This window comes from Pseudomonas sp. GW821-FHT09C09 (assembly GCF_059418105.1).
This window is the reverse complement of the sequence record NZ_JBWKPF010000009.1, coordinates 41769-65272: the sequence shown is the minus strand read 5'-3', so window position 1 is coordinate 65272 and position 23504 is coordinate 41769. Positions and strand designations below refer to the sequence as shown.

Here is a 23504-nt window from a genome sequence, read left to right as displayed (position 1 = left end):
GGACGACCGGACGGCGCCCAGAATGCGCCGCCTCACTTGTCACTGCTTTTGCGAGGTTTCACATGTACACCGCCATCGGCTATGCCGCTCAAACGGCCACCACCCCCCTCGCCCCGATTAAATTCGAACGCCGCAGCCCTCGGGCCGACGATGTCGCCATCGAAATCCTGTACTGCGGCGTCTGCCACTCCGACATCCACCAGGCGCGCAACGAATGGGGCATCGCCGTTTACCCGTTGATGCCCGGCCACGAGATCGTCGGAAAAGTCACCGCCGTCGGTGCGAACGTCACCAAACACAAGGTAGGCGATCTGGTCGGTGTCGGCTGCATGGTCGACTCCTGCCGCACCTGCGAAGCCTGCCAGTCGAACCTCGAGCAATACTGCCTCGAAGGCCCGACCATGACCTACGCCACACCCGACCGGGTCGACGGCAGCAACACCATGGGCGGTTATTCAGACAGCATCGTGGTCAGCGAACACTTTGTGGTGCGCATCCCCGAGAAGCTGGATCCGGCGGCTGCTGCGCCGATTCTCTGCGCCGGCATCACCACCTACTCGCCACTCAAGCATTACGGCGTGAAGGCCGGCGACAAGGTCGGGATTCTCGGCATGGGCGGCCTCGGCCATATGGGCATCAAGTTCGCCAAGGCCATGGGCGCCGAAGTGACGCTGTTCACCCGTTCGGCGAGCAAGGCCGAGGAAGGTCGTCGTCAGGGTGCCGATCACGTGATCGTCTCCACCGACGAAGAGCAGATGAAAGCAGCGGCCGGTCGTTTCGACTTCCTGCTGGACACCATTCCGGTGCAGCACGACCTCAACCCGTACCTCGACACCCTGCGCTTCGACGGCGTGCACATTCTGGTGGGCCTGATCGAACCGATCGATCCGCCAGTCCACGCCGCGAAACTGGTACTGGGTCGTCGCGTATTGGCTGGCTCGTTGATCGGTGGCGTCGCCGAAACCCAGGAAGTGCTGGATTTCTGCGCCGAGCACAACATCAGCTGCGACATCGAAATGCTCGACATCCGCCAGATCAACGAAGCCTACGCCCGCATGATCGCCGGTGACGTGAAGTACCGTTTCGTGATCGACATGGCGACCTTGAAGCTTTAAACCTTCAAACCAAGCTCTGCCGAAAGCCGGGCCGTGACCCCCTTGATCAGGGGAATCAGCTCGGCCATTTTCTCCAACGGCATGTACGGCACGGTGCTGGCGATGCTGATCGCCGCGACGATGCGCTTGCTTGCGTCGCGGATCGGCGCCGCCACGCAACGGATCGACGGTTCGTTGTCTTCCAGATCGAACGCGTAGCCGCCGGCCACGTACTCGGTCATCCGCTGTTCCAGTTGCTCCCACGACTGTTGCGGATGCTGCGGCCAGAACTGACTTTTCCCACCCGCCGGCAGGCTGATGTCGTACAGACGCTGCCAGTCCTGCGGCGCGTCATCCAGCATCAGCGCCTTGCCGATTCCGGTGCGCGCCAACGGCATGCGATGGCCGACCCGCGAGCGCATTTCCGGGCCATTGCGCCCCGGATTCTTCAACAGATAAAGCACTTCGTCGCCTTCACGAATCCCGAGGTGAACGGTATCGCCGGTCAGCGCCGACAACTCATCCAGATACGGCCCGGCCAGGGTCACCAGCGGCAACTCTTCGCGCGCCTGGAAACCCAGCTCGATCAGCTTCGGCCCCAACAGATAACCGACTTGCGGCACGACGCGCAGATAACGCTCGTCCACCAGACAACTGGCCAGACGATGCGTAGTGCTGCGGGTGGTGCCGATCAGGCGGGCGATTTCCTTGAGATCGCGGGCGCCACTGGCGACGGCCTGCACCACACCCAACCCGCGAAGCAGGGTCTGGGTGCCGGTCGGCGCGGCGTCCTTGGCGTTTTTCGGGGCGTCTTCCTGCATATCCAGCCTTTAGCGTTGAGCGAGGGAACGGGCGGCATTATGGTCGCCCGACAGGGACGACTACAACTCGATGCGCTCGACCTTGCCCACCAGCAGCACGTAGGACAAAGCACCGATCAAGGCCAGAACCGCGATGTAGGTGATCGCCGGAGCGAACGAATCGCCGCTGGCCAGGAAGCCGATGACAATCGGCGTGGCAATCGCCGACAGGTTGCCGATGAAGTTGAACACCCCGCCCGTCAGTCCAAGCAACCGCGCCGGCGCCAGGGTCGAGACCAGCGACCAGGTGATCGACGCCAGCCCGTTGCCGAAAAATGCCAGGGCCAGGAAGGCAATCACCAACGGCGTCGACTCAACGAAGTTGGCACCGATGATCGAGGTGGAAATCAACAGCCCGCCAATGATCGGCAACTTGCGCGCAAACCCGACGCTGCAACCACGGCGAATCAGGAAGTCGGAAAAGAACCCGGAACACAGCACGCCGATGAACGCGGCGAGAAACGGCAGCGACGCCAGCAGGCCGGACTTGATGAAGTCCATGCCGCGATACTTCACCAGGTAGGTGGGGAACCACGTCAGGAAAAACCACAGCGTCGAGTTCAGGCAGAACTGGCCGAGGTAAATTCCCCACAACTTGCGCTTGCTGAGGACAATGCCGAGATCGGCCCAGCTGAATTTCGCCTTCACTTTTGCAGTTTCGGCGGCGATGTCCACCAACCCGCCGCCCTCGCGGATCAAGTCGATTTCGCCTTCGTTGGCGCCTTTGAAATCACGCGGCTCGCGATACACCGCGTACCAGATCGCCGCCCACAAGATGCCCACCGCACCGGTCACGACAAACACCATGTGCCAGCCAAATTCATGTTGCAGCCACGCCAGCACCGGGGTCAGAAACGCCAGCCCGACAAACTGCCCGGACGTGTAGAAGCCAATGGCCGTGGCCCGCTCACGCTCGGGAAACCAGGTCGTCACCACACGACTGTTGATCGGATACGCCGGCGCTTCCAGCGCACCGACCGCCATGCGCAGCACAAACAGCGCGATGAAACTCGCGGCGAATCCGAGCATCACCGTGGCCAGCGACCACAACAGCAATGCGACGCTATAAAGGATGCGCGGTGGCACTCGGTCAACCAGCCAGCCGCCGGGGATCTGCATGGCGGCGTAGGTCCAGCCGAACGCGGAAAAGATCAGCCCGACATGCACCGGATCGATGCCCAGTTCGGTGGTGAGTGCCGGGGCGGCAATCGACAGGTTGCTGCGGTCGAGGTAGTTGATGACCACGGTGATGAACAGCAACACCATGATGAAAAACCGCTTGCGGCTGGGCGTGACTAACGTCGCTTGCCCGGTGAGGGTTTGCGGTTGCATGGGGAGAACCTCTTCTTGTGTTTATTGAGGTTGGCCTGAGGCCTTGAGTCGTTCCCGCGTTCGGCACGGGAACGATCAGATGGGCTGAGTCAGCGACTCACCACTCGGCAAAACTGCCATCGGCATGACGCCAGATCGGGTTGCGCCAGCGGTGGCCGACCGCCGCGCGTTCGATGACGTATTCCTCGTTGATCTCGATCCCCAGGCCCGGGCCGTTCGGGATCTTCACGAAGCCTTTGTCGTAGTCGAACACCCGTGGATCCTTCACATAGTCGAGCAGGTCATTGCTCTCGTTGTAATGGATGCCCAGGCTCTGCTCCTGGATAAACGCGTTGTAGCAAGCGGCGTCCAGTTGCAGACACGCCGCCAGCGCGATCGGCCCCAGCGGGCAGTGCAGCGCTAGCGCCACGTCGTAGGCTTCCGCCATGTTGGCGATCTTGCGGGTCTCGGTGATGCCACCGGCGTGGGAGGCATCCGGCTGGATGATGTCGACATAACCCTCGCTCAACACCCGTTTAAAATCCCACCGCGAAAACAGGCGCTCGCCAAGGGCAATCGGGGTGCTGGTCAGCGGTGCCAGCTCTTTCAGCGCTTCGTAGTTTTCGCTGAGCACCGGCTCTTCGATGAACATCAGTTTGTACGGATCAAGTTCCTTCATCAGCACCTTGGCCATGGGCTTGTGCACCCGGCCATGGAAGTCGACGCCGATGCCGACGTTCGGCCCCACCGCATCACGCACGGCGGCGACGTTGGCCAGCGCCAGGTCGACTTTCTCGAAGGTATCGAGGAATTGCAGCTCTTCGGTGCCGTTCATTTTCACCGCAGTGAAACCACGACCCACCGCCTCTTTCGCGGCCCGCGCGGTGTCCGCCGGGCGGTCGCCGCCGATCCACGAATACACACGGATCTTGTCCCGCACCTGACCGCCGAGCAAATCGCTGACCGACACGCCGAGCGCCTTGCCCTTGATGTCCCACAGCGCCTGGTCGATACCGGCCAGTGCGCTCATGTGGATGGCGCCACCACGGTAGAAGCCACCGCGATACAGCACAGTCCAGATGTCTTCGATATTGCGTGGGTCTTTGCCGATCAGGTAGTCGGACAATTCCTCGACCGCTGCAGCAACCGTGTGGGCACGGCCCTCGACCACAGGCTCGCCCCAACCGGTCACGCCCTCGTCGGTTTCGACTTTCAGGAAGCACCAGCGCGGCGGGACGATGAAGGTGGTCAGTTTGGTGATTTTCATCTGCTTGTCTCTCTTGTTAGATGCAGCGCACGCAGCGCCGGAAAAGTCTTAGCGAAGGGCTTTCCAGGCCGCCACGTAGGCCTTGGCATTGGCCGCCACTTGTTCAGTCGTCATGCCCGGTTTGAACAGCCCGGAACCGAGGCCGAAACCTTTGACGCCGGCGTCGATGAACGCCTGCATGTTGTCCGGCGTGATGCCGCCGACCGGCGCCAGGATCGTCCCGACCGGCAACACCGCCAGCCAGGCTTTCACCACTGCCGGGCCCATTTGTTCGGCCGGGAACAGCTTGAGAATGTCCGCCCCCTCATCCAGCGCGGCGAAGGCTTCGGTCGGCGTGGCAACGCCCGGCGACAGATACAGCCCCGCCGCTTTCGCCGCCCGCAACACCTTGGCATCGCTGTGGGGCATGACGATCACCTGGCCGCCGGCCTTCTTCACCAACTCCACTTGTTCCGGGGTCAGCACCGTGCCGGCACCGATCAGGCAATCGGCGGGCAGGGTCTTACGCAGGATGCGAATACTTTCGTACGGTGCAGGGGAATTGAGCGGTACTTCGATGACGCGAAATCCGGCCGCATACAGGACTTCTCCGACAGCGGCGGCTTCCTGCGGATGCAGGCCGCGCAGAATCGCGATCAGACCGTTTTGCGCCAGTGCTTGCTTGAGCATGTCAGGCCTCCAGTCAGGGTTAACGGGATGAGGAATCGATCAGTCCGGCGGCGAGCGCCAGTTGCCACAGACCACGCTCGGTGGCTTGCTCGGCCAGCGTCACCCGGACAAAACCGCAGGCGTCGAGGGCCCGGCTGTAGCGGGCGCACAATTGCGCGTTGCCGATGAGGATGATTGAAGGAAGATGTGTGCTGTTGCGCCGGCGTCGTTGCACGGCGGCCAATGCTGTCAGCTCATGGCCGATCAACAGGCCGGACAGATAATCCGGTTGCGCGGTGGCGACGAGTTCGCCGGTCAGGCCCAGGCTGCGGGCGCTGAACAGGGTCGACAGCACGCCGATTTCGCCCTCCGGCGACAGCGCCACCTGCACGCCGCGATCGAATGCCTCGGCATCGAACGTCGCGCTGTGCTGTTGGGTACGGCCGAGAATGCTGTGTTCACTGAGCACGGCGAACACTTCGCCGGTCATAAAGGTGTCGAAGCGAGTGATGCAGCCGTCGGCCACTTCCACCCATTTCGAATGACTGCCCGGCAGGCCGATCAGCAGATCATTGCCCGCCTCGTCCGGCAGATTCTGCAAGACGCCGAGGACCTGGGTTTCTTCGCCGCGCATCACGTTCGGCAGTGCCGAACGCTGAATCACACCCGGCACGATATGCACCTCGACACCGCGAAGACTGCGAACGGTTTGCAGGGATTTTCCGAGATCGGCGACGTTGGCCGGCGTATCGCGGTAGGACGCTTCGCGCCAGCCCTGGGCGCTGCCGACCATGCCGCAGGCGATCACCGGCAAGTCGGGCTGCGCATCGAGCCAGTCGCCGCAGGCCTCGTCGAAGGCCAGCTCAAAACCCTCGGCGCATTCACGACCGTTGATGACCCGCGGTGTCTTCGGCAACTGCATGATCCCGAACGACAGCGACCGCTGCGCCAGCACCTGCCCGTCCGCCCCGAGTTTGTAAGCACGTAGGGAGGTCGTCCCCCAATCGAGCGCGATCAATTGCGCCAGCATCGCTTCACCTGTTTTGTTATTGGCAGTGAGTGAGCTGGACTATAAACCCGGGCACAACAAAATCTCAATATATAAATAACAATCCCACAATATGAGACAACGACAAAAAAAATACCGCAGCCGTAACAGCGCCTTCAGAGAAATTCACTTCCCCTGCAGGAACCGTCTCGGGCTGCGGTATTCCTGGCGCGGCTCAGTTGCCCTCGGCAAACTCCCGCAATACCTTGCCATCCATGCGATACCTCACCCACTCCTCCTGCGGCTGGGCGCCGAGGGATTTGTAGAATTCGATGGCCGGGGTGTTCCAGTCCAGCACGCTCCATTCGAAGCGGCCGCAGTCGTTGGCGCAGGCGATTTTCGCAAGGTGGCGCAGCAGGGTTTTGCCGGCGCCGCCGCCCCGTTGTTCGGGGGTGATGTAGAGGTCCTCGAGGTACAGGCAGTTGCTGCCCAGCCAGGTCGAATAGCTGAAGAAGAACACCGCAAAACCGATCGGCAAACCGTCACGCAGGCAGATCAGGCCGTGGGCGGTGGCGCCTTCGCTGAACAGACTGCGCTCGATGTCGGCGACGCTGGCGATGACTTCGTGACGGGCCTTTTCGAAGTCTGCAAGTTCAGTGATGAACGCGAGGATTTGCGGAGCATCGCTGGGGGTCGCCGGGCGGATTTCGATCGTCATGGACGGGCCTTGTCGGAAAAAGGAAAACGCCATACTAAGGCGGCGCGCGGCGCTCGTCACATGGCAATCCACGGATTAGGCTAGCGCCGCCGAACACTCGAAAGGACGCCCATGAACAACTTCGCTTTCTCGCCTCTCGCGGAACTCGCCGCCGAACTGCTGCCCCACGCACTGGAACCGTCGGAGGACGGCGCCCATGACCTGTCGCACCTGCAGCGGGTCTGGCACAACGCGCGTATTTTGCAGGCCGAAGAAGGCGGCGACCTTGAGGTGCTGCTGGCGGCTGTGCTGTTGCACGATTGCGTGGCCGTGGAAAAGAACTCGCCACTGCGTTCACAGGCATCGCGCCTGGCGGCGGAAAAAGCATCAACGGTGCTGGCAAACCTGAACTGGCCAGAAGAGAAAGTCAGCGCCGTCACCCACGCCATCGAAGCCCACAGTTTTTCCGCCAACATCACACCGACGTCCCTCGAAGCGCGGCTTATGCAGGACGCCGACCGCCTCGACTCCCTCGGCATGCTCGGCGTCGCCCGCACGTTCTACACCGCCGGGCGCATGGGCAGCGCGCTGTATGACCCGCACGATCCCGAAGCCCGGAAAAGGGACTACGACGACAAGCGATTCTGCCTCGATCATTTCCAGACCAAACTGCTGCACCTCGCCGACGGTTTCCAGACCGCTGCCGGACAACGTCTGGCGCAGATTCGTCATCAACGCCTGAAGGGTTTCATGGAGCAATTCAAGGAAGAGATCGGCGAGGTCTGAAGGCGATACTCCGGTCAATCACGATCCTGAGATCGCCAAGCTCAGACCTAAGCCGCGGGCCTGACGTGTTAGATAGATGACGCTCAATTTTTCAGGTCAAGGAACCGCGTCATGCCTCAAGCAACACCCCAGGTCCCGGGCAAACTGTTCGGCCTGTTCTGCCTCGCCAGTTATCTGTTGTCGCTGTCCTATGGCGCGACGTTTATGCTCTCGCTGCTGATCGGTTCTCGCGGCGGTAACGAGCACGATGCCGGCAGCGTGATCAGCGCAGCGATGCTCAGCACCTTCGTTGCGGTGCTGGTGTCCGGGCACCTGTCCGACTGGCTGGGCGCGGCGCGTTCGATTGCGCTGTTCGGGCTGTTGCTGGTGGCGGCGAGCCTGGGGTTTGCGATGACGCCGGGCTTCGGCCATCTGCTGCTGTTTTTCGGTTTGCTGCTTGGCTTGGGCTGGGGCGTTTTCTATACGCTGGGGCCGATCATCGTCGCCAGTCTGGTGAGCCCGGCACAGCGGGCGAAATACTTTGCGCTGCTGTCCGGCAGCATGATGACCGGGATCGGCAGCGGCCCGCTGCTCGGGCGCGCCGCCAGTGCGCTGGGGTTGCCGGTGACGTCGGCGTTCTATCTGGCGGCGGTGGCGAGCCTGATCGGCGTGCTGCTGTTCTGGCGTCTCGGTGCCCGCCTGAAAAGTACACAAGCCGCGTCAGCGGCAAAAATCAGCTGGCAGGCGACTGCTCAGGTGCTCAGTTCCCGAGCCGTGTTTCCGATCATCATGGTCGGCCTCGGCGGTTGCGTGTTCGGAGGGCTGTCGAGTTTCCAGACCAGCTATGCCGCCGCCCGTTCGCTGGATTATTCGCTGTTCTTCCTGGGCTTCATGAGCGCCGCCATCAGCAGCCGGATGTTGATCGCAGGCTATGTGGTCAAGCGTGATCCGCTGCGGGCGTCGTGTCTGCTTTCGGGGTTGATGCTGGGCTCGATCGTGCTGTTTGCGTTCGGCGTGCAAAGCGGTTTCAGCTATCTGCTGGCGGCAGTGATGCTCGGTGTCGGTTACGGCCTCACCTACTCGGTAATCAATGGATTGGCAGCCAACGAGGCTCCGGCTGGCACGACGTCGCAGGCGTTGTTGCTGTTCAGTCTTTCTTATTTCATCGGTGTATTCGGCTTCCCGCTGCTGGCCGGAAAAATCATCGTCGAACACGGCATGGCGACGCTGTTGCTGACGGTGCTGGCGGTGGCGGCGTTGAACTGGTCGATCACCCTCGGCCGCCTGCTGTGGCGGAGGATGATGGTAGAAAGTGTACTGACGAACTGAACCGTTCGTCACTCAATCGGCACCTATGCCACACGAGGGCAGACCAAGATCAGGTAAGGATTCCAATCACTGGAGACACACCATGATCTCGTCAAGGTTGACTGCTTTCGTGTTTACCACTCTGCTCTGCCCCGTGGCGTTCGCCGCGACCGCTACGGGCACCGGCCCCACCGATCCGGTAACGCCACCGCGCGCCCCTGCGATCAACAGCGCGCCGGGCATGAATACCGATGGTTCCGGTGTTCCGCTGATCAATCAGCCGCCAGCCACCGGAACCGATCCGCGCACTCAGGGCAATGACCCCGGCCGTCAGGGTGGAATGAACACACCGGATTCCCCCACTACCCCCGACAACTCCGGCTCCGGCATCGGTTCGAAAACCACCACCGGAGGCTCGGGTTCCGAAGGCACCGGTCAGTAGGCGGAAGATTCGCGGATCAGCGCATCGACTTCGTCAGAGCCCGGCGCGGTCGCCGGCCCCCAGCGAGTGACGGCCAACGCGGCTGCAGCGTTGGCGCGCCTCGCGGCTTCAGCAGCCGCCAGACCGTGCGCCAGCCCGGCGACAAACACACCGGCATGGGCATCGCCGGCGCCGTTGCTGTCCACGGCCTGCACCTTGAAACCCGGCACATGCTGGCGTTCGCCGTGCTGATGAATCCAGCAGCCTTGCGGGCCGTCGCGCACCACCATCAGCACCTCCTGCGGCAGGTGCACGGCCAAGCGATCCAGCGCCGTTTCGATGTCCGCTGCGCCGGTGAAACGCAGCGCCTCGACACTGTTGCTGGTCCACACGTCGATGCGCGGCAGCAACGCCTGCATCATCGGCGAGTCCGGCGATTCCACCAGCGGGCCCGGATCGAACACCACGTTGATCGTCTTCGGCAGCGCCAGCGTCCAGTCCAGCAACGCCTGAGCCTTGCCGCTGTGCAGCAGGCTGTACCCGCTGACGTAGACGTAGTCCCCCGGCTCGGCTGCAACGCTGTTCAGCTCCGCCGTCGTCACTTCACCTTCGGCACCAATGTAGGAAATGAAACTGCGCTCCGCTGACGCATCGGTCAGCGCCACGCAGATACCGGTGTCCCGCTCTGCAGGCTGTTCGATGCCGATGCGGATGCCTTCGGCGTTCATCGCCTGCCGTGCCAGATCGCCGAAACGACCGTTGCCGTGGCGACCCAGATAGACCACCGGCAAACCGTTACGCGCGGCGGCAGCCATCACATTGAAGCCGCCGCCGGCTTCGAAACTGGCGGACTGCGCCAGCACGTCGCCGCCGATTTGCGGCAGCGCATCCACGGCCATGACCAGGTCGATGATGACCTGGCCGGTGTGCAACATCTTAGGCATGAGCATTCTCGGTTTGCGCGGCGCGGCGGTCTTTCGCCCCGCCGAGTACGAAGTACAGGCCACCGGCGACCACGAACGTCACGATCCAGCCGAGGCCGTTGTGGCCCAGCCACGAATCGGACAGGAAGCCCTTGAACCAGACGTTCTCGGCGGTGGTGCCGATGGTGGTGAAACTGAAGCCCAGCACGATGGCAATCGCCCACGCACCGAACGCGCGCCACTCGATGCCGCCGCTGTACCAATAGGCGCTGCTCGGGCTGACGTCGAGCAGGTCTTTCGGGCTGTAGTAATGACGGTGAATCAGGTCGACCACGAAGATCCCGACCCACGCGGTGATCGGCACCGCCAGCAGGGAAATGAAAGTAATGAACGGGCCGTAGAAGCTGTCGGCGATCAGCATGAAGTAGATCGAGCCGGCGAAGATCGCGACGATGTCAACCACCACCGCATACACGCGCTTGACCTTAAGGCCGAGGGTCAGCGTGGTCAGGCCGGCGGAATACACCGACAGGTTGTTCGACAGCAACAGACCGCCGAACGCGGTGATCAGGTACGGCACGGCCATCCAGGTCGGCAGCATGTCGCGGATCGCCACGATCGGGTCAGTCGCCGAGGCCAGGTCGTTGTTGCCCACCGACAGCAGGCCGCCGAGAGTGATCAGCAGCACCAGCGGAATCCCCGCACCGAACGCCGCTGAAGCGACCAGACGCACAGCCTTGACGCTGCGATGCTGATAGCGCGACATGTCGGCGCCGGCGTTGGCCCAGCCGATCCCGGTGCCGGCCGCCATGGTGCCGATACCGATGATCATCGCGCTCATCGGCGCCGGCGTGGCGTTGAACACCGCGCTCCAGTCGATGGTCGCGCAGAGGAAGCCTCCCACCAGAATGTTCAACGCACCGAACACGTAGGTCGCCCACTTCTGGATCACCAGCAAGGTGGCGTGGCCTAGGCCGGACACCGAAAGGGTCAGCAGCACGAAAATCGCGATGAAGATCAGGGTCAGCACCGGTGCGCTTTTGGCTTCCACCGGCGAGCCGAACAGGATCGAGCACAGCGACAGCAGCACGAACGCCGCCGTGGTGGTGTTGACGGTTTCCCAGCCCAGGCGCGACATCAGCGACACCAGCGTCGGGCCGATATTGCCGCGCACACCGAAGATCGCCCGCGACAGCGTCAGGCTCGGCGCACGACCGCGACGGCCGGCAATCGAGATGATCCCCACCACCGCGAACGAACCGGCAGCGCCGAGGATTGCGACGATGATCGCCTGCCAGATTGCCAGGCCGCGAAACGCAACCAGCGTGGCGCCCAGCGGCAGACCGAGGATGGAAATGTTGGCCGCGAACCAGACCCAGAACAGTTGCAGCGGATGGCCGTTGCACTCGCCTTCCGGCACCGGTTCGATGCCCCGGGTTTCCAGCTGCCCGGCGCTTTGCCCGGCGTTCGATGAACTCATGAAAAATGCTCCTGTTTGCCTTTATTGTGGTTGTGGCAATGACGCAGAACGAAAAGACATCCCGCCCTTCCTGGGCCTGTCTGCGCGATCCATTGCGGGTGAAAATTCAAGACTTGCGGTGCACCCATCGCTGGCAAGCCAGCTCCCACAGGTTCAAAGTGAACCTTGAGACTGCACCATCCCTGTGGGAGCTGGCTTGCCAGCGAAGGCGTCAGTTCAATCAGCGCAAGGCCAACAGCCCTTGCACCAATGGCTCCAGCTCCAGATCGTTGACGGCCTTCACCGTTTCAATCATCGCCGCCGGCCAGCTCTGCAGACCCAGGCAGGCCCCGAGCATGGCGCCGAGAATCGCCGCGATGGTGTCAGTGTCGCCACCCAGACTCGCTGCCATGCACAGCGCATCGAACGGCGTCATTTCACCCACCGCGACTTGCTGCGCAAGGGCGAACGACACCACCACCGATTCCTGCGACGCCACCGAGGTGCCGATCACGTCGTACAGCAGATCCGCGAGCAACACAGGATCACTCTCGACACTGATGCTGCGCGCCCAACTGATCCGCGAGGCGATACGCCCACCGGCCACCCAGTGCCCGTGCGCTTCCGCTTGCTGGGCGATCTGTTGGCCGAGGTTCAGCGCCTCGCCCAGATCCAGACCGTTGATGCCGGCCGAAACCACCGCCGCCACCGCCGCCGCACTGGAAATCCCCAGTGTGGTGTTGTGAGTGACCTGACAGGCCTGCACCACCGCCGTGATAAAGCGCTCGGGGTCGGCGACATCCGCCGCGATTCCCACCGGCGTGATGCGCATCGCCGCACCGTTGGTGGTGCCGTAGCGCCCGGCCTCTTCCGGCGAATGGCCGGCGAGGATCATTTCGATCGCACGTTTGGTCGACGGGCCGAGTAAATCCTGCGAGCCCTTGGCCTGCATCTCGGCTTCCCATTCGATCAGCCGTTGTGCCAGCACTGCCGGCTCGATCCGGCCCTTGCCTTCGACCAGCAACTCGCCGACCAGAATCGCCTGTTCGGTGTCATCGGTGATCGAGCCTTTGGGCATGTTCGCGGCAATCGGTTGCAAAGGGCCGGCGTCTTGCAGATCGGTGATCTGGCCGAAGCGTTGCTTGATGGTTTCGCGATTCAGGGATTGCGTCGGCATGCCCAGCGCATCGCCGAGGGCCAGGCCATAAAACGCGCCCAGGGCACGGTCGAGGGCGGTCATTTCGATTCTCCAAATTGCAGGTGCAGACGGAAATGCACCGGGTCGAGCAGGCTTTCGACCTGTTCCATGAAACGGTTTTGCCGGTCGTAAGTGGTGCGCAGTGCTTTGAGGAACACCGTGCCTTCAGGTCGGCCGAGCAGCTCGGCGTCCGCAGCGTTGAGCGGTTCGGCGCCGATCCATTGATCGCCGCGCTCGCCGATGTAGCCGTAGGCCGCCAGGGTGACGGTCAGCGAATTGTCAATCAGGCCCACGCGCGGCAGGCTTTCCAGGCCTCCGGTGGCGGGCATCAATGAACGTTCGAGGGACACCAGCGTGCCGTCATTGGAACGGCGACGGCGGTCGAGGGTAATGAATTGGTCGGTGCCGAAACGCGGCAGCAGATCGGGCCGGGTCACGGCTTCCAGGCGCAACACTTCGGTGTTGATCAGCGCCCCGCTGTCGGCCAGGGCCTGGGCCCAGCCGCTACGCTGGTCGAGCACCACACCGTCGAAGGTGACAATGGAACCGACCCCGCTTTGCGTGGCGATGTAATTGCGCCGCTTCAGTTCGGCCAGCGCTTCGCGCAACGTGCCACGGCTGACGTTGAATTCCTGAGCCAACTGATGCTCGCCGGGCAACAGAAAGCCGTCCTCCATGAGGCCGCTTTCGATGCGTCGGACGAGTTCGTCGACCACCCGTTGTTTCTTATCAAATCGTACCTGTCTAATCATGTACAAAGTGATAACCGAAACGGGTTGGGACGGGCAAGGTAATTTTTGGGAAAGGTGACAAAAGGCGCGGTACTGGAGGCACCCTCTCCCAAAGGAGAGGGTCAGCAGAATATTGATCTCAGCGCTGTTTCAGACGGTCGATCACCACTGCCAGCAGCAGAATCGACCCACGAATCACATACTGATAAAACGTGTCGATATTCTTCAGGTTCATCGCATTCTCGATAATCGCCAGAATCAACACCCCGGCAATCACATGCCGGATCATCCCGATCCCGCCGCTCAGCGACACCCCGCCCAGCACGCAAGCCGAAATCACCGTCAGCTCAAACCCCTGCCCGATCATCGGCTGCCCGGACGTCATCCGCGACGCCAGAATCACCCCCGCCAGCGCACCGATCACACCATGCACGGCGAAGATAATGATCTTGGTTCGGTCAACGTTCACACCCGCCAGCAACGCCGCCTCCTGGTTGCCGCCGATGGCCATGGTGTTGCGCCCGTAGGTCGTGTAGTTCAGCAGCCAGCCGAAAAACAGGAAGCAGACGATGGTGATCAGGATCGGCACCGGAACGCCGAACAACTGGCCGTTGCCGAACACGAAGAACGACTCCTGCGACACGCCCACCGCTTTGCCGTTGGCAAAAATGTAGGCCAGGCCACGGACGATCTGCATGGTCGCCAGCGTCGTGATCAGCGCATTGACCCGTAACTTGGCGATCACGATGCCGTTGATCAGCCCGACGATCAGGCCCATCACCAGCGCCGCGCTGACGCCGAGAAACACGCTGTTGGTGTCGCGCATCACCACTGCCGCAACCACCCCGGCGCAGGCAATCACCGAGCCCACCGACAAGTCGAAATGCCCGGACGCCAGGCAATACAGCATGGTGCACGCGGCGATGCCGGTGGTGGAAATCGCCAGGCCCAGGCCGCGCATGTTCAGCGGCGAGAGGAAGTTGTCGATCAGCAAGGTACAGGCGAGAAAGATCCCGACCGCCGCCAGCAACATCACCCAGTCATCGAGGAAGCGCCGCATATCCAGAGGTTTGCGCGCGGTCGGCAGGGTTTCGTTTTGGGTTGTCATCATGGTCACCTCTCAGTTCGCCGCGCCGCTGGCGCGATGGCGCGGCAAAGCCAGTTGCAGCAGGTTGGATTCGTTGGCCTGGTCGCGGCTGACTTCGCCACGCAGGGCGCCCTCGCACAGCACCAGAATGCGGTCGGAAATGCCCATCACTTCCATCAGATCGCTGGACACCACGATCACCGAAATGCCGTCGGCGGCCAGGTTATGGATGATCTGGTAGATCTCGGCCTTGGCGCCGATGTCGATGCCCCGGGTCGGCTCGTCGAGCAGCAGGACTTTCATCGGCATCGACAGCCAGCGTCCGAGAATCGCCTTCTGCTGGTTGCCGCCGGAGAGGAACTTGATCTGCTGCCCGGCGTGCGGGGTTTTCACTTTCAGGGCCTTGATCTGTTTGTCGGCGTTGCCCTTTTCCCACATCCCGCGCAGCAGGCAACCGAGCCCGGAATTGGCGCCGCGTGCACTGATGTTGATGTTCTCGGCGACACTGGCCAGCGGAATGATGCCTTCCTTCTTGCGATCCTCCGGGCACAGCAGAATCCCGGCGGCAATCGCATCCCGGGGCGAACGCAATTTCAGTTCGTGGCCGCGCAATTCCAGGCGCCCGGCGGTGTTTCGCTCCAGTCCGCTGAGCAGCCGAAACAGCTCGGTGCGCCCGGCCCCGACCAGTCCGAACAGCCCCAGAATCTCGCCTTTGTGCGCATCGAAACTGATCGGCTCACGCAGCCCCGGGCCGAGCAATCCATCGACTCTCAGCGCCACGGCACCACGGGGGCGACCGCGATAATCGTAGATGTCCTGAATGTCGCGCCCGACCATGCAGGTCACCAACTGATCGTGGGTCAGCTGGCTCATGTCTTCGAACGTGCGCACGTAGCGACCGTCCTTGAACACCGTCACCGCGTCGCAGATGCGGAACACCTCTTCCATGCGATGGGAAACGTAGAGCACCACTTTGCCCTCGTCGCGCAACCGACCGATGATCGCCATCAAGCGGTCGATTTCCCGCGCCGAGAGGCTGCTGGTCGGTTCGTCAAAGGCAATCACATGGGCGCCACGGGACAGCGCCTTGGCGATTTCCACCAGTTGCCGCTGGCCGAGGGACAGTCGCCCGACTTTGGTCTGCGGATCGATTTCATCGGCCAGGCCCTTGAGGCAGGCCAGAGCTTGCTGGCGCAGTGCGCCGCGATTGACCAGGCCGAAACTGGCCGGCAGGTGACCGAGGAACAGGTTCTCGGCCACGGTCATTTCCGGCACCAGATGCAGCTCCTGGTGAATCACCGCCACGCCGCTGCCGATGCTGTCGGCGGTGGACTTGAAGGCCATCGTCCGCTCACCGATCTGCAACTCGCCACTGCTGGGAATGTAGGCGCCGCCGAGGATTTTCAGCAGGGTCGATTTGCCGGCGCCGTTCTCGCCCATCAGGGCGTGTACCTGCCCGGGATGGGCGACGAAGCTGATGCCGTCCAGCGCCTTCACGCCGGGAAAGGTCTTGCCGATCCCTTTGAAGTGCAGGCTGCCGGCACCGTGTTGTTGTGTCTGTACTTGCGCGTGCATTTAAGCCACCTCATCACACCGTTCAAGCGGCCCGGCTGCCCGGGCCGACGCTGCCGTCAGTTCCACAGGCCGATCTTTTCCAGCTCCTGCTTGAAGTTGTCGCGGGTGATCAGGGTGACGTCGTCCATCGCGGTGTACTTCGGCGGTTCTTTGCCGGTGGTGACCCACTCGTACATCATCTCGGCAGTCTTGTAGCCCTCGATGTGCGGGCTCGGCAGCATCGAACCGTAGAAGCCACTGTTGGGCTTTTTCAGCTCGCCGATCGCATCGGTGCCGTTGATACCGATGCCGATTACGTTGGCGGCGGCGAACCCGGCGGCTTCGGTGGCGCGCACGCCGCCCAGCACGGTGTTGTCGTTCATGCCGCCGATGATCAGGTTCTTCGCCGCGCCCGGCAGCTTGACCAGCGCCGAGTTGGTGGCGTCCATGCTGCCCGGTACGTCGAGGGTTTTCAGGGCGGCGGTCAGGATGTGCTCTTTCGGCAGGCCGGCGTCTTCGAGCGCTTTCATCGAGCCGTCGGTGCGCTTCTTGCCGGTGTCGAGTTCGTTGTAGGTGTTGACCACCGCGTAGGTGTCTTTCCAGTCCCAGTTACGCTTTTTCGCCTCGGCAGCCATGGCGGCGCCTTGCTTCTGGCCGACTTCGAACGCGGCCATGCCGAGGTACGGCACCTCTTCCATGAACTTGCCGTTGGCGTCGACGAAACGGTCGTCCACGGCAATCACTTTCAGGTCATTGAGCTTGGCCTTGGCCATGATCGCGGGGCCGAGGGACACGTCCGGTGGGCAAATCACGAAACCCTTGGCACCGTTGGCCGCAAGGCTGTCGATGGCCGAAAGGGTTTTCTCGCCGTCCGGCACGGCGATCTTGATCAGCTCGAAGCCTTTGTCCTTGGCAGCTTTCTCGGCGAAGGCCCATTCAGTCTGGAACCACGGCTCTTCGGCCTGCTTGACCAGAAAACCGATCTTCACCGGATCGGCGGCCAGCAGCGAACCGCTCAGGCTGAACGCAGTGACCGCCAGCGCGGCACTGCACAGGGTACGAATCCCGAAACGACGTTTCATAAGCAGACTCCTTGTTATTTTTCTTGAGCGTTATTTGAAAAGCGTTGAAGCGGTCGAAGCGTTTCCCGCAAATCATGACGACAATAGTCATATCGTATGATGATTGGATTTCAGGCGGAGCTTGCCACCTGGAATCCAGATTTTCAGTCGTGGTACATCACCGAGCGACCACCATCGATGGTGATGCACGAGGCATTGATGAACGGCGCTTCATCGCTGGCCAGGAACACGGCGGTCATCGCCACTTCGATCGGCTGACCGATGCGTTTCGGTGGATGCAGATCGAAGGCGCGCTGGCGTTCTGCGTGCGGGTCGGCGAAACCGTTCCAGTAATCGACGTTGAGCTGGGTCTCGATGTAGCCCGGGGCGATGGCGTTGACGCGAATGCCTTTCGGCGCGTACTCGATGCCCAGTGCGCGGGTCAGCCCGAGCAAACCGTGCTTGGCCACCGGATACGGGAAGCAACCGGGAATGATGTTCGTGGAATGGGTCGAGGCAATATTGATGATGCTGCCGATACCCTGCTCGATCATCTGCGGCAACACGGCCTTGCAGCCATACCAGGCGCCGTCGAGGTCGATGGCGAAGCAGCGGTGCCAGTCTTCTTCGGTCATTTGCAGCGGATCGCGGAACACGTTGACCCCGGCGCAGTTGACCAGCACGTCGATGCGTCCGTGCAGCTCGATGGCCAGTTTGGCCATGGCGTGAAGATCCTGCTGACGCGATACGTCGGCCTTGATCGCTTGTACATCGGCGCCCTGATCGCGCCAGTGGGCAGCGACCTTCTCGACCTTTTCAGCCTGGATATCGCTGATCACCAGTTTGGCCTGCTGCGAGGCGAAGGTCGCGACGATTGCTTCGCCGATGCCTTGAGCGGCGCCGGTCAGCAACACAACCTTGTTTTTCAGACGCTCGCCTTTGGGTGGCTCGGGTACCGGTGGCAAGGAAAGGGGTTCAGCCATGAATCAGGACTCCTGTTCGAAAGCATAAAAAAACCGGGCATCTGACGATGTCCGGTCTGGAAGGCTTTTTGAACGAAACAGGCAAGCGCCGCTGACGGCATCGGGCCGTTGCGGAACACTGACTCCGCTGGGGAGTGCGATAGAGATTCGCTGCATCACTTCACCTGTTTTGTTCTTTTTAAGTGTGAGTGCGTGTTACTGCTGGAGCCGACTATAAACCCGACCGCCAAATAATCTCAATATATAATTTTGCATCCCATATTTTGGGATTTAATCAGCAAAGCGTGTACAGAGCTTTCCGGTGACGTCCACTCGTAGCGACAGCACGGCTCCGTCCAGCGGGTGGTTCAGCGGACTTTTGGCGCTGGTGATGTACAGGGTTTTCAGGTCTGCGCCGCCGAATACGCAACTGGTGGGGCGGCTGATCGGCAGATCGATCTTGCGGTCGATCCGGCCCTCCGGCGTCAGGCGCAGCAGGCAGCTGCCGTCCCAGCGGGCGTTCCAGATGTATCCCTCGGCGTCCATCGCCGAACCGTCCGGGCCGCCGTGCTGATCGGCGCTGTACCAGGGCTGGGCGGTGTCGAGGTTGCCGTCGGTGTGAATGAAATAGCGGTACAAGGTGCCGTCGAGGCTGTCGCCGAACAGCAGCGTGGTGCCGTCGTCGCTCCAGAGCAGCGTGTTGGGAATGCCCAGGCCCCGCAGCAATGGCGTGACGCGTTTATCCGGATCAACCCGGAACAGCCCGCCGGAGCGACGGGTGATCGGCAGATCCTCGCCCTGCTCGCCGATGTTGTTTTGCATGGTGCCGAGCCACAAGCGGCCCTGGCCATCGCAACGTGCTTCGTTGGCCCGGTTGCCCGGTTGCGGGTCGGCGACGCAGAACAGAGTCAACCGTGGTTCGAGTCCGGGGGAGTCCAGATCCAGCCGGTAGACGCCGCTGCTCAGGGTCACCAGCGCGTCACCGCTGGCACAGGGGATGAACGCCGAGACGTGCTCCGGCATCTGCCAGATCTGCACGTTCTGCCCGATCAGCCGCAGCGCCTGCTTGCCGGCGATGTCCACCCAGTACAGCGCCTGGGTCGGCGCATCCCAGAACGGGCCTTCGCCCAGTTGCGCCCGATGCTCTGTCACCGCAGTCCACGTCATGCAACCTCCTGTCTTGTTGTTTTTGTCAGCTGGCTTTCTTGTCGGCCATCACCTGAGGGTAGAACCGCTTGATGGCCAGGTCGGCATTGTCGATCAGGGTCATGCAGGCCCACACCCCCCGCGCGGCATCCCGGGCGGCGATGGCGTCGGCCATGTCTTTGTGGATGGGCAGCGTGCGACGCAATTCGTCGGGGTCGGCTGCGGACACTTCGAAGGACACCGCGAGCAGCGCACCGAGGGCCGGCACCATTTGCTCAATGAATTGATTGTGACTGGCGGCGAGAATGCACTCGTGGAAAAACTGGTCGGCGCGGTTGTAATCGATGCCGCTGTGCGCGGCCCGTTCCAGGGCGTTGTAGGCCTGCTGAATGGCTTGCACCTGTTCGACGGTGGCCCGCTCGCAGGCCCAGCGCACCGCCATCGGTTCGATGGTGCGGCGCAGATCGAGCAGGTCATCGACGAAGTTTTCCGGCAAGCCGCTACGTGACAGCCAGCCGACGACTTGCGGATCGAACAGATTCCAGCGCTTGATCGGCAACACCCGGGTGCCGACTTTCGGCCCGACTTCAAGCATCCCTTTGGCGACGAGGGTCTTGATGGCTTCGCGGATCACGGTGCGACTGACCCCGAGCTGTTCGCCCAGCTCGGCCTCGACCTTGATCGCCTGCCCCGGTTTCACCTGACCGGCGGCAATCCAGGCGCCCAGCCAGTCAACCGTTGATGCGTGAAAACTGCTCGACATGGACACCTCGAAGCCGTTCGCTGTGGTTGCCCAAGCTAATCATCATATGATTGAGAGTCAACGACAAAAAAACCGCAGCCTGCTTTCACAGACTGCGGCTTTTTAAGGTTCGAGGCCGATGGGGAAGAACTCGCCACCGCTCCAGACGCCGAGCCAGCGCTGGCCATCGATTTCTCGGCTGACTGCCAGTTCAACCAATTGGTAGAACACGTTGCGATGGATCAGCGCTTCGAGGTTGGTGCGTACATGCACGTAGGGGGCAGGTTCTTGAGTAACCGGGTCGATCTCGACGCGGATCGGATGTTCCGCGCCGGCCTCGGTGGTTTCATCGACGTTGGTGGTAAAGCGCAGCACTTGCGCCTCACCCTCGCCTTCCACCTCGACGGCAATCGCCACGAAGGGCGCATCGTCGACCTTGATCCCGACCTTCTCCACCGGAGTGATCAGGAAGTAATCATCGCCATCGCGGCGGATGATGGTGGAGAACAGCTTGACCATCGGCTTGCGCCCGATCGGCGTACCCAGGTAATACCAGGTGCCGTCGCGGGCGATGCGCATGTCGATGTCGCCGCAGAAGTCCGGGTTCCACAAGTGCACCGGCGGCAAGCCTTTGGTTTTGGGGATTTGCCCCAGCAGGTCATTGGCTTTTTGCGGGCCACTCATGGCGTACTCCTTGGATTACTGGTCCCCGACGCCCAGCAGGCTGCGTGCATATTGCGCCAGCGGTGGGCCGATCAGGTCTTCGGGCTTGTTGTCGTGGAACGTCAGTAAACCGCCACGACTCTTGATCCGTGCAGTATCAATCAAATACTGGGTGCTGGTCTCGATCAACATGATCTGAATCACGCCGCCGTCGATACCGAGGCGATCCACGGCTTCCTGATCCAGCCACTCATCGGAGTTGCCGATGCGGTCGTCAGCCTTGGCGAAGCGGGTGTACAGGAGGTAATGAGCACCGGCGTCGCGGGCTTCGCCCATCGCCTGATCGAGGCCTTCCGGCGCACGGGCGCGGCGGACCATCGGGAAGTATTCGACGAAGCCTTTGAAGGCCTCTTCGGCCACCACGTTGGGACGCGGGTAAGAACCACCCGGCGGCGCGAACGAGCCTTGCGCGATGTAGATGAACGAATCCGGCTGAATGCGGAAATTGTTTACGCGGCGACTGTCGCTGTGATCCAGCAGACCCGCGTCGCTCATCTGGTAGCGAGTCCCTTCGGCCATGTCACTGACAGTCATACAGCCGCCCAGCGCCAAAACGGCCAGCAGCAAAACCAGGCTACGCATCCTAATCCTCCAGAAGCCGGTGACGGAAAACCGGCGAATGGCCGTAGGATGCAGCTTTTGCGCCAGTCCGTGGAAATGTGCAGGTATCCGCTTTGAAATAAAGCTTATGTGGCGAGGGGTTTAGCCGCCGATGATCTTCATGACGGTTGCGCCGCCGGAGAACGCGACTTCCTGCTTGTCGCCCAGCGCCTTGACCAGCAATCGTTGCAACGCCGGCAGCGCCTCGTGGCGCGGCTTGTCGAGCAGGTCACCGACATAGTGGCGGTTGCTCGACGACAGGCAGCCATGCAGCCATCCGGTGGACGACAGGCGCAGGCGCGAACAGGTACGGCAGAACGGCACGCTTTCGTTGGCGATCACGCCGAAGGTGCCCAGGCCGGGAATCGCGTAGCGAACAGCCGTGGCGTCCACCGGCGCGTCGGTTTGCGCGTACTCGTAACGCTCGCCGATCAGTTCCAGCAGTTGTTGCAGGCTGACGAACTGCTGCAGGAAAGCGTTGGAGTCCTTGGCCAGGTGACCCATGCGCATCAGCTCGATGAAACGCAGCTCGTAGCCATGCTCAAGGCAATAATCGAGCAACGGCATGACCTGGTCTAGGTTCTGCCCGCGCAACGGCACCATGTTGACCTTGATCTTCATGCCCGCCGCTTTGGCCCGATCCATGCCGTCGAGCACCGTTGCCAGATCGCCGCCACGGGCAATGCTGCGGAACGCACCGGCGTCCAGGGTATCGAGGGAAACGTTGATCCGGCGTATACCGGCATCCACCAGCAACGGCAGTTTTTTTGCGAGCAACTGGCCGTTGGTGGTCAGGCTGATGTCTTCCAGCCCCATCTTGCCGACGGCGCTCATGAAGGATTCGAGCTTGGGGCTGACCAGCGGCTCGCCGCCAGTGATGCGCAGGCGTTCGATGCCGGCGGCTTCGATCAGATAGGCAACGCCGCGTGCCATGGCCTCGGCCGACAGTTCATCCTGCGCAGCCACCAGCCGCTTGCCGTTGGGCACGCAGTAGGTACAGGCGTAATTGCAGGCTGAAGTCAGACTGATCCGCAAATTGCGAAAACGCCTGCCTTGACGGTCAACGATCATGAAGCACTCCGGCGATGGAAAATCGAGCGGCTAAAACTTGACTCACAATTCAAGTTTTAGCAAGCCCTATGCCTGAGTATATTCCTGCGGTACTGCGCCATGTAGCGAAAAACACGGCGCATAAGGCGACTGAATGATTCAGCTGCTTGGGGTTTCAGGGTCGCGCTTGCGCTTGTTGCCCATGCGCACGCCGATATCCATCAGGAACTGGAAGAAACCTTCCTGATCTTCCAGCACATTGCTCCAGAACGGCGAGTGATACAGCGCCACCGCGCCGTGCACCAGCGCCCAGGATGCGCAGTAATGGAAGTACGGCGGCACGTCTTCAAGCTTGCCTTCGCTGATGCGGCCCTTGATGAGCAGGGTCAGGCGTTCGAAGTTCGAGGCACGGATCTTGTGCAGCTCCTCGACCATCTCAGGCACCTGATTGCCCTTGACCACCTTCTCTTCCAGGCGATCGAACAGGCGATAGCGCTGCGGGTCGCGCATGCGGAATTCAAAGTAGGCACGGGACAGGGCTTCCTTGTCCTTGTCGACATCGGCCGAATGCAACAGCTCGTTCAAGTCGCGCTCGTAATCGAGCATCAGGCGCAGATAGATTTCGGCCTTGGACTTGAAGTGCTTGTAGATCGTGCCTTTGCCGATACCCACGGCATCAGCAATCATCTCGACGGTGACACTGTCTTCACCTTGTTCGAGGAACAGCTTGAGCGCGGTATCGAGAATTTCTTGCTCGCGGCGACGAAACTCACGGACCTTACGAGGTTCTTTGTGCATAAGAAAAGGTCTGTAGGGGTCAAAATTCGAAGCCGCGTATTATGCCTAACTTGCGCAAAAATGCACGGATCATCCGACCATATCTGTGTTTCTTGTTCATTTCACGAACGT

The 23504-nt window shown here is 61.7% G+C and carries 24 protein-coding genes; 4 read left to right on the top strand and 20 right to left on the bottom strand.

Going from position 1 to position 23504, the window contains the following annotated elements:
* Window positions 1-62: 62 nt before the first annotated feature.
* Complete coding sequence (locus AC07NR_RS24995; protein ID WP_495079696.1) at window positions 63-1115, top strand: NAD(P)-dependent alcohol dehydrogenase; 1053 nt, start codon at window positions 63-65, stop codon at window positions 1113-1115.
* On the opposite strand, the gene AC07NR_RS24990 is transcribed toward AC07NR_RS24995, so the two are convergent.
* The 6 genes from AC07NR_RS24990 to AC07NR_RS24965 all read right to left on the bottom strand — a co-directional run bounded on the left by AC07NR_RS24990 (window position 1112) and on the right by AC07NR_RS24965 (window position 6886).
* Complete coding sequence (locus tag AC07NR_RS24990) at window positions 1112-1915, bottom strand: IclR family transcriptional regulator (RefSeq protein WP_085710906.1); 804 nt, start codon at window positions 1913-1915, stop codon at window positions 1112-1114. The two genes, AC07NR_RS24995 and AC07NR_RS24990, sit on opposite strands and share 4 nt — an antisense overlap.
* Window positions 1916-1975: 60 nt before the next feature.
* Window positions 1976-3286: an MFS transporter gene (locus AC07NR_RS24985; protein WP_305835949.1), complete on the bottom strand. Its 1311-nt coding sequence runs from the start codon at window positions 3284-3286 to the stop codon at window positions 1976-1978.
* 97 nt (window positions 3287-3383) lie between these two features.
* Window positions 3384-4532, bottom strand: a complete 1149-nt coding sequence (gene dgoD, locus AC07NR_RS24980) for a galactonate dehydratase (RefSeq protein WP_007950849.1) — start codon at window positions 4530-4532, stop codon at window positions 3384-3386.
* A gap of 48 nt (window positions 4533-4580) precedes the next feature.
* The gene (locus AC07NR_RS24975; RefSeq protein ID WP_495079695.1) at window positions 4581-5201 is read right to left on the bottom strand and encodes a 2-dehydro-3-deoxy-6-phosphogalactonate aldolase; all 621 of its coding nucleotides are present in this window, start codon (window positions 5199-5201) and stop codon (window positions 4581-4583) included.
* Window positions 5202-5220: 19 nt separating this feature from the next.
* Window positions 5221-6210, bottom strand: coding sequence for a 2-dehydro-3-deoxygalactonokinase (locus AC07NR_RS24970; protein WP_495079694.1), 990 nt, complete (start codon window positions 6208-6210; stop codon window positions 5221-5223).
* A 193-nt stretch (window positions 6211-6403) separates the two neighbouring features.
* The gene (locus AC07NR_RS24965; protein ID WP_039770630.1) at window positions 6404-6886 is read right to left on the bottom strand and encodes a GNAT family N-acetyltransferase; all 483 of its coding nucleotides are present in this window, start codon (window positions 6884-6886) and stop codon (window positions 6404-6406) included.
* Between the two features lie 111 nt (window positions 6887-6997).
* Between AC07NR_RS24965 and AC07NR_RS24960 the strand changes: the two genes are divergently transcribed.
* From AC07NR_RS24960 to AC07NR_RS24950, 3 genes are all read left to right on the top strand, one after another.
* Window positions 6998-7651 carry an HD domain-containing protein gene (locus AC07NR_RS24960; protein WP_495079693.1) on the top strand — a complete coding sequence of 218 codons (654 nt, stop codon included), beginning with the start codon at window positions 6998-7000 and terminating at the stop codon, window positions 7649-7651.
* A 111-nt stretch (window positions 7652-7762) separates the two neighbouring features.
* Window positions 7763-8959, top strand: a complete 1197-nt coding sequence (locus AC07NR_RS24955; RefSeq protein WP_495079692.1) for an MFS transporter — start codon at window positions 7763-7765, stop codon at window positions 8957-8959.
* An 82-nt stretch (window positions 8960-9041) separates the two neighbouring features.
* Window positions 9042-9380, top strand: coding sequence for a hypothetical protein (locus AC07NR_RS24950; protein ID WP_248743878.1), 339 nt, complete (start codon window positions 9042-9044; stop codon window positions 9378-9380).
* On the opposite strand, the gene AC07NR_RS24945 is transcribed toward AC07NR_RS24950, so the two are convergent.
* From AC07NR_RS24945 to AC07NR_RS24880, 14 genes are all read right to left on the bottom strand, one after another.
* Window positions 9374-10303, bottom strand: coding sequence for a PfkB family carbohydrate kinase (locus tag AC07NR_RS24945; RefSeq protein ID WP_305835953.1), 930 nt, complete (start codon window positions 10301-10303; stop codon window positions 9374-9376). The two genes, AC07NR_RS24950 and AC07NR_RS24945, sit on opposite strands and share 7 nt — an antisense overlap.
* On the bottom strand, window positions 10296-11762 hold the full coding sequence (locus AC07NR_RS24940) for a purine-cytosine permease family protein (RefSeq protein ID WP_305835954.1): 1467 nt from the start codon (window positions 11760-11762) through the stop codon (window positions 10296-10298). The genes AC07NR_RS24945 and AC07NR_RS24940 overlap by 8 nt, the downstream gene beginning before the upstream one ends.
* Before the next feature lie 220 nt (window positions 11763-11982).
* On the bottom strand, window positions 11983-12981 hold the full coding sequence (locus AC07NR_RS24935; protein WP_495079691.1) for an ADP-ribosylglycohydrolase family protein: 999 nt from the start codon (window positions 12979-12981) through the stop codon (window positions 11983-11985).
* On the bottom strand, window positions 12978-13691 hold the full coding sequence (locus tag AC07NR_RS24930) for a GntR family transcriptional regulator (protein WP_495079690.1): 714 nt from the start codon (window positions 13689-13691) through the stop codon (window positions 12978-12980). Before AC07NR_RS24930 ends, AC07NR_RS24935 begins: the two co-directional genes overlap by 4 nt.
* Window positions 13692-13809: 118 nt before the next feature.
* Window positions 13810-14778, bottom strand: coding sequence for an L-arabinose ABC transporter permease AraH (gene araH / locus AC07NR_RS24925; protein ID WP_085697229.1), 969 nt, complete (start codon window positions 14776-14778; stop codon window positions 13810-13812).
* Between the two features lie 12 nt (window positions 14779-14790).
* Entirely contained in the window at window positions 14791-16332 is a 1542-nt protein-coding gene (araG, locus tag AC07NR_RS24920) for an L-arabinose ABC transporter ATP-binding protein AraG (RefSeq protein WP_495079689.1), read from the bottom strand.
* 56 nt (window positions 16333-16388) lie between these two features.
* Entirely contained in the window at window positions 16389-17393 is a 1005-nt protein-coding gene (locus tag AC07NR_RS24915) for a substrate-binding domain-containing protein (protein WP_119429724.1), read from the bottom strand.
* Window positions 17394-17536: 143 nt separating this feature from the next.
* Window positions 17537-18355 carry an SDR family oxidoreductase gene (locus AC07NR_RS24910; RefSeq protein ID WP_408986868.1) on the bottom strand — a complete coding sequence of 273 codons (819 nt, stop codon included), beginning with the start codon at window positions 18353-18355 and terminating at the stop codon, window positions 17537-17539.
* A 270-nt stretch (window positions 18356-18625) separates the two neighbouring features.
* The gene (locus AC07NR_RS24905; RefSeq protein ID WP_495079688.1) at window positions 18626-19501 is read right to left on the bottom strand and encodes an SMP-30/gluconolactonase/LRE family protein; all 876 of its coding nucleotides are present in this window, start codon (window positions 19499-19501) and stop codon (window positions 18626-18628) included.
* A gap of 25 nt (window positions 19502-19526) precedes the next feature.
* Window positions 19527-20243, bottom strand: coding sequence for a FadR/GntR family transcriptional regulator (locus tag AC07NR_RS24900; protein WP_495079687.1), 717 nt, complete (start codon window positions 20241-20243; stop codon window positions 19527-19529).
* A gap of 102 nt (window positions 20244-20345) precedes the next feature.
* Window positions 20346-20906 (bottom strand): DUF1285 domain-containing protein, encoded by a 561-nt coding sequence (locus tag AC07NR_RS24895; RefSeq protein ID WP_408986871.1) that lies wholly within the window; start codon window positions 20904-20906, stop codon window positions 20346-20348.
* A gap of 15 nt (window positions 20907-20921) precedes the next feature.
* On the bottom strand, window positions 20922-21527 hold the full coding sequence (locus tag AC07NR_RS24890; RefSeq protein WP_007950810.1) for a DUF4823 domain-containing protein: 606 nt from the start codon (window positions 21525-21527) through the stop codon (window positions 20922-20924).
* Window positions 21528-21647: 120 nt separating this feature from the next.
* Window positions 21648-22616, bottom strand: coding sequence for a GTP 3',8-cyclase MoaA (locus tag AC07NR_RS24885; protein ID WP_085710923.1), 969 nt, complete (start codon window positions 22614-22616; stop codon window positions 21648-21650).
* A gap of 138 nt (window positions 22617-22754) precedes the next feature.
* On the bottom strand, window positions 22755-23393 hold the full coding sequence (locus AC07NR_RS24880; RefSeq protein WP_007950805.1) for a TetR/AcrR family transcriptional regulator: 639 nt from the start codon (window positions 23391-23393) through the stop codon (window positions 22755-22757).
* Window positions 23394-23504: the final 111 nt, after the last annotated feature.

Excerpts from the sequence above, each read along its gene's own strand:
- AC07NR_RS24995 (WP_495079696.1), top strand. The coding sequence starts at position 63 with ATGTACACCGCCATCGGCTATGCCGCTCAAACGGCCACCACCCCCCTC.
- AC07NR_RS24990 (WP_085710906.1), bottom strand. The coding sequence starts at position 1,915 with ATGCAGGAAGACGCCCCGAAAAACGCCAAGGACGCCGCGCCGACCGGC.
- AC07NR_RS24985 (WP_305835949.1), bottom strand. The coding sequence starts at position 3,286 with ATGCAACCGCAAACCCTCACCGGGCAAGCGACGTTAGTCACGCCCAGC.
- dgoD (WP_007950849.1), bottom strand. The coding sequence starts at position 4,532 with ATGAAAATCACCAAACTGACCACCTTCATCGTCCCGCCGCGCTGGTGC.
- AC07NR_RS24975 (WP_495079695.1), bottom strand. The coding sequence starts at position 5,201 with ATGCTCAAGCAAGCACTGGCGCAAAACGGTCTGATCGCGATTCTGCGC.
- AC07NR_RS24970 (WP_495079694.1), bottom strand. The coding sequence starts at position 6,210 with ATGCTGGCGCAATTGATCGCGCTCGATTGGGGGACGACCTCCCTACGT.
- AC07NR_RS24965 (WP_039770630.1), bottom strand. The coding sequence starts at position 6,886 with ATGACGATCGAAATCCGCCCGGCGACCCCCAGCGATGCTCCGCAAATC.
- AC07NR_RS24960 (WP_495079693.1), top strand. The coding sequence starts at position 6,998 with ATGAACAACTTCGCTTTCTCGCCTCTCGCGGAACTCGCCGCCGAACTG.
- AC07NR_RS24955 (WP_495079692.1), top strand. The coding sequence starts at position 7,763 with ATGCCTCAAGCAACACCCCAGGTCCCGGGCAAACTGTTCGGCCTGTTC.
- AC07NR_RS24950 (WP_248743878.1), top strand. The coding sequence starts at position 9,042 with ATGATCTCGTCAAGGTTGACTGCTTTCGTGTTTACCACTCTGCTCTGC.
- AC07NR_RS24945 (WP_305835953.1), bottom strand. The coding sequence starts at position 10,303 with ATGCCTAAGATGTTGCACACCGGCCAGGTCATCATCGACCTGGTCATG.
- AC07NR_RS24940 (WP_305835954.1), bottom strand. The coding sequence starts at position 11,762 with ATGAGTTCATCGAACGCCGGGCAAAGCGCCGGGCAGCTGGAAACCCGG.
- AC07NR_RS24935 (WP_495079691.1), bottom strand. The coding sequence starts at position 12,981 with ATGACCGCCCTCGACCGTGCCCTGGGCGCGTTTTATGGCCTGGCCCTC.
- AC07NR_RS24930 (WP_495079690.1), bottom strand. The coding sequence starts at position 13,691 with ATGATTAGACAGGTACGATTTGATAAGAAACAACGGGTGGTCGACGAA.
- araH (WP_085697229.1), bottom strand. The coding sequence starts at position 14,778 with ATGACAACCCAAAACGAAACCCTGCCGACCGCGCGCAAACCTCTGGAT.
- araG (WP_495079689.1), bottom strand. The coding sequence starts at position 16,332 with ATGCACGCGCAAGTACAGACACAACAACACGGTGCCGGCAGCCTGCAC.
- AC07NR_RS24915 (WP_119429724.1), bottom strand. The coding sequence starts at position 17,393 with ATGAAACGTCGTTTCGGGATTCGTACCCTGTGCAGTGCCGCGCTGGCG.
- AC07NR_RS24910 (WP_408986868.1), bottom strand. The coding sequence starts at position 18,355 with ATGGCTGAACCCCTTTCCTTGCCACCGGTACCCGAGCCACCCAAAGGC.
- AC07NR_RS24905 (WP_495079688.1), bottom strand. The coding sequence starts at position 19,501 with ATGACGTGGACTGCGGTGACAGAGCATCGGGCGCAACTGGGCGAAGGC.
- AC07NR_RS24900 (WP_495079687.1), bottom strand. The coding sequence starts at position 20,243 with ATGTCGAGCAGTTTTCACGCATCAACGGTTGACTGGCTGGGCGCCTGG.
- AC07NR_RS24895 (WP_408986871.1), bottom strand. The coding sequence starts at position 20,906 with ATGAGTGGCCCGCAAAAAGCCAATGACCTGCTGGGGCAAATCCCCAAA.
- AC07NR_RS24890 (WP_007950810.1), bottom strand. The coding sequence starts at position 21,527 with ATGCGTAGCCTGGTTTTGCTGCTGGCCGTTTTGGCGCTGGGCGGCTGT.
- AC07NR_RS24885 (WP_085710923.1), bottom strand. The coding sequence starts at position 22,616 with ATGATCGTTGACCGTCAAGGCAGGCGTTTTCGCAATTTGCGGATCAGT.
- AC07NR_RS24880 (WP_007950805.1), bottom strand. The coding sequence starts at position 23,393 with ATGCACAAAGAACCTCGTAAGGTCCGTGAGTTTCGTCGCCGCGAGCAA.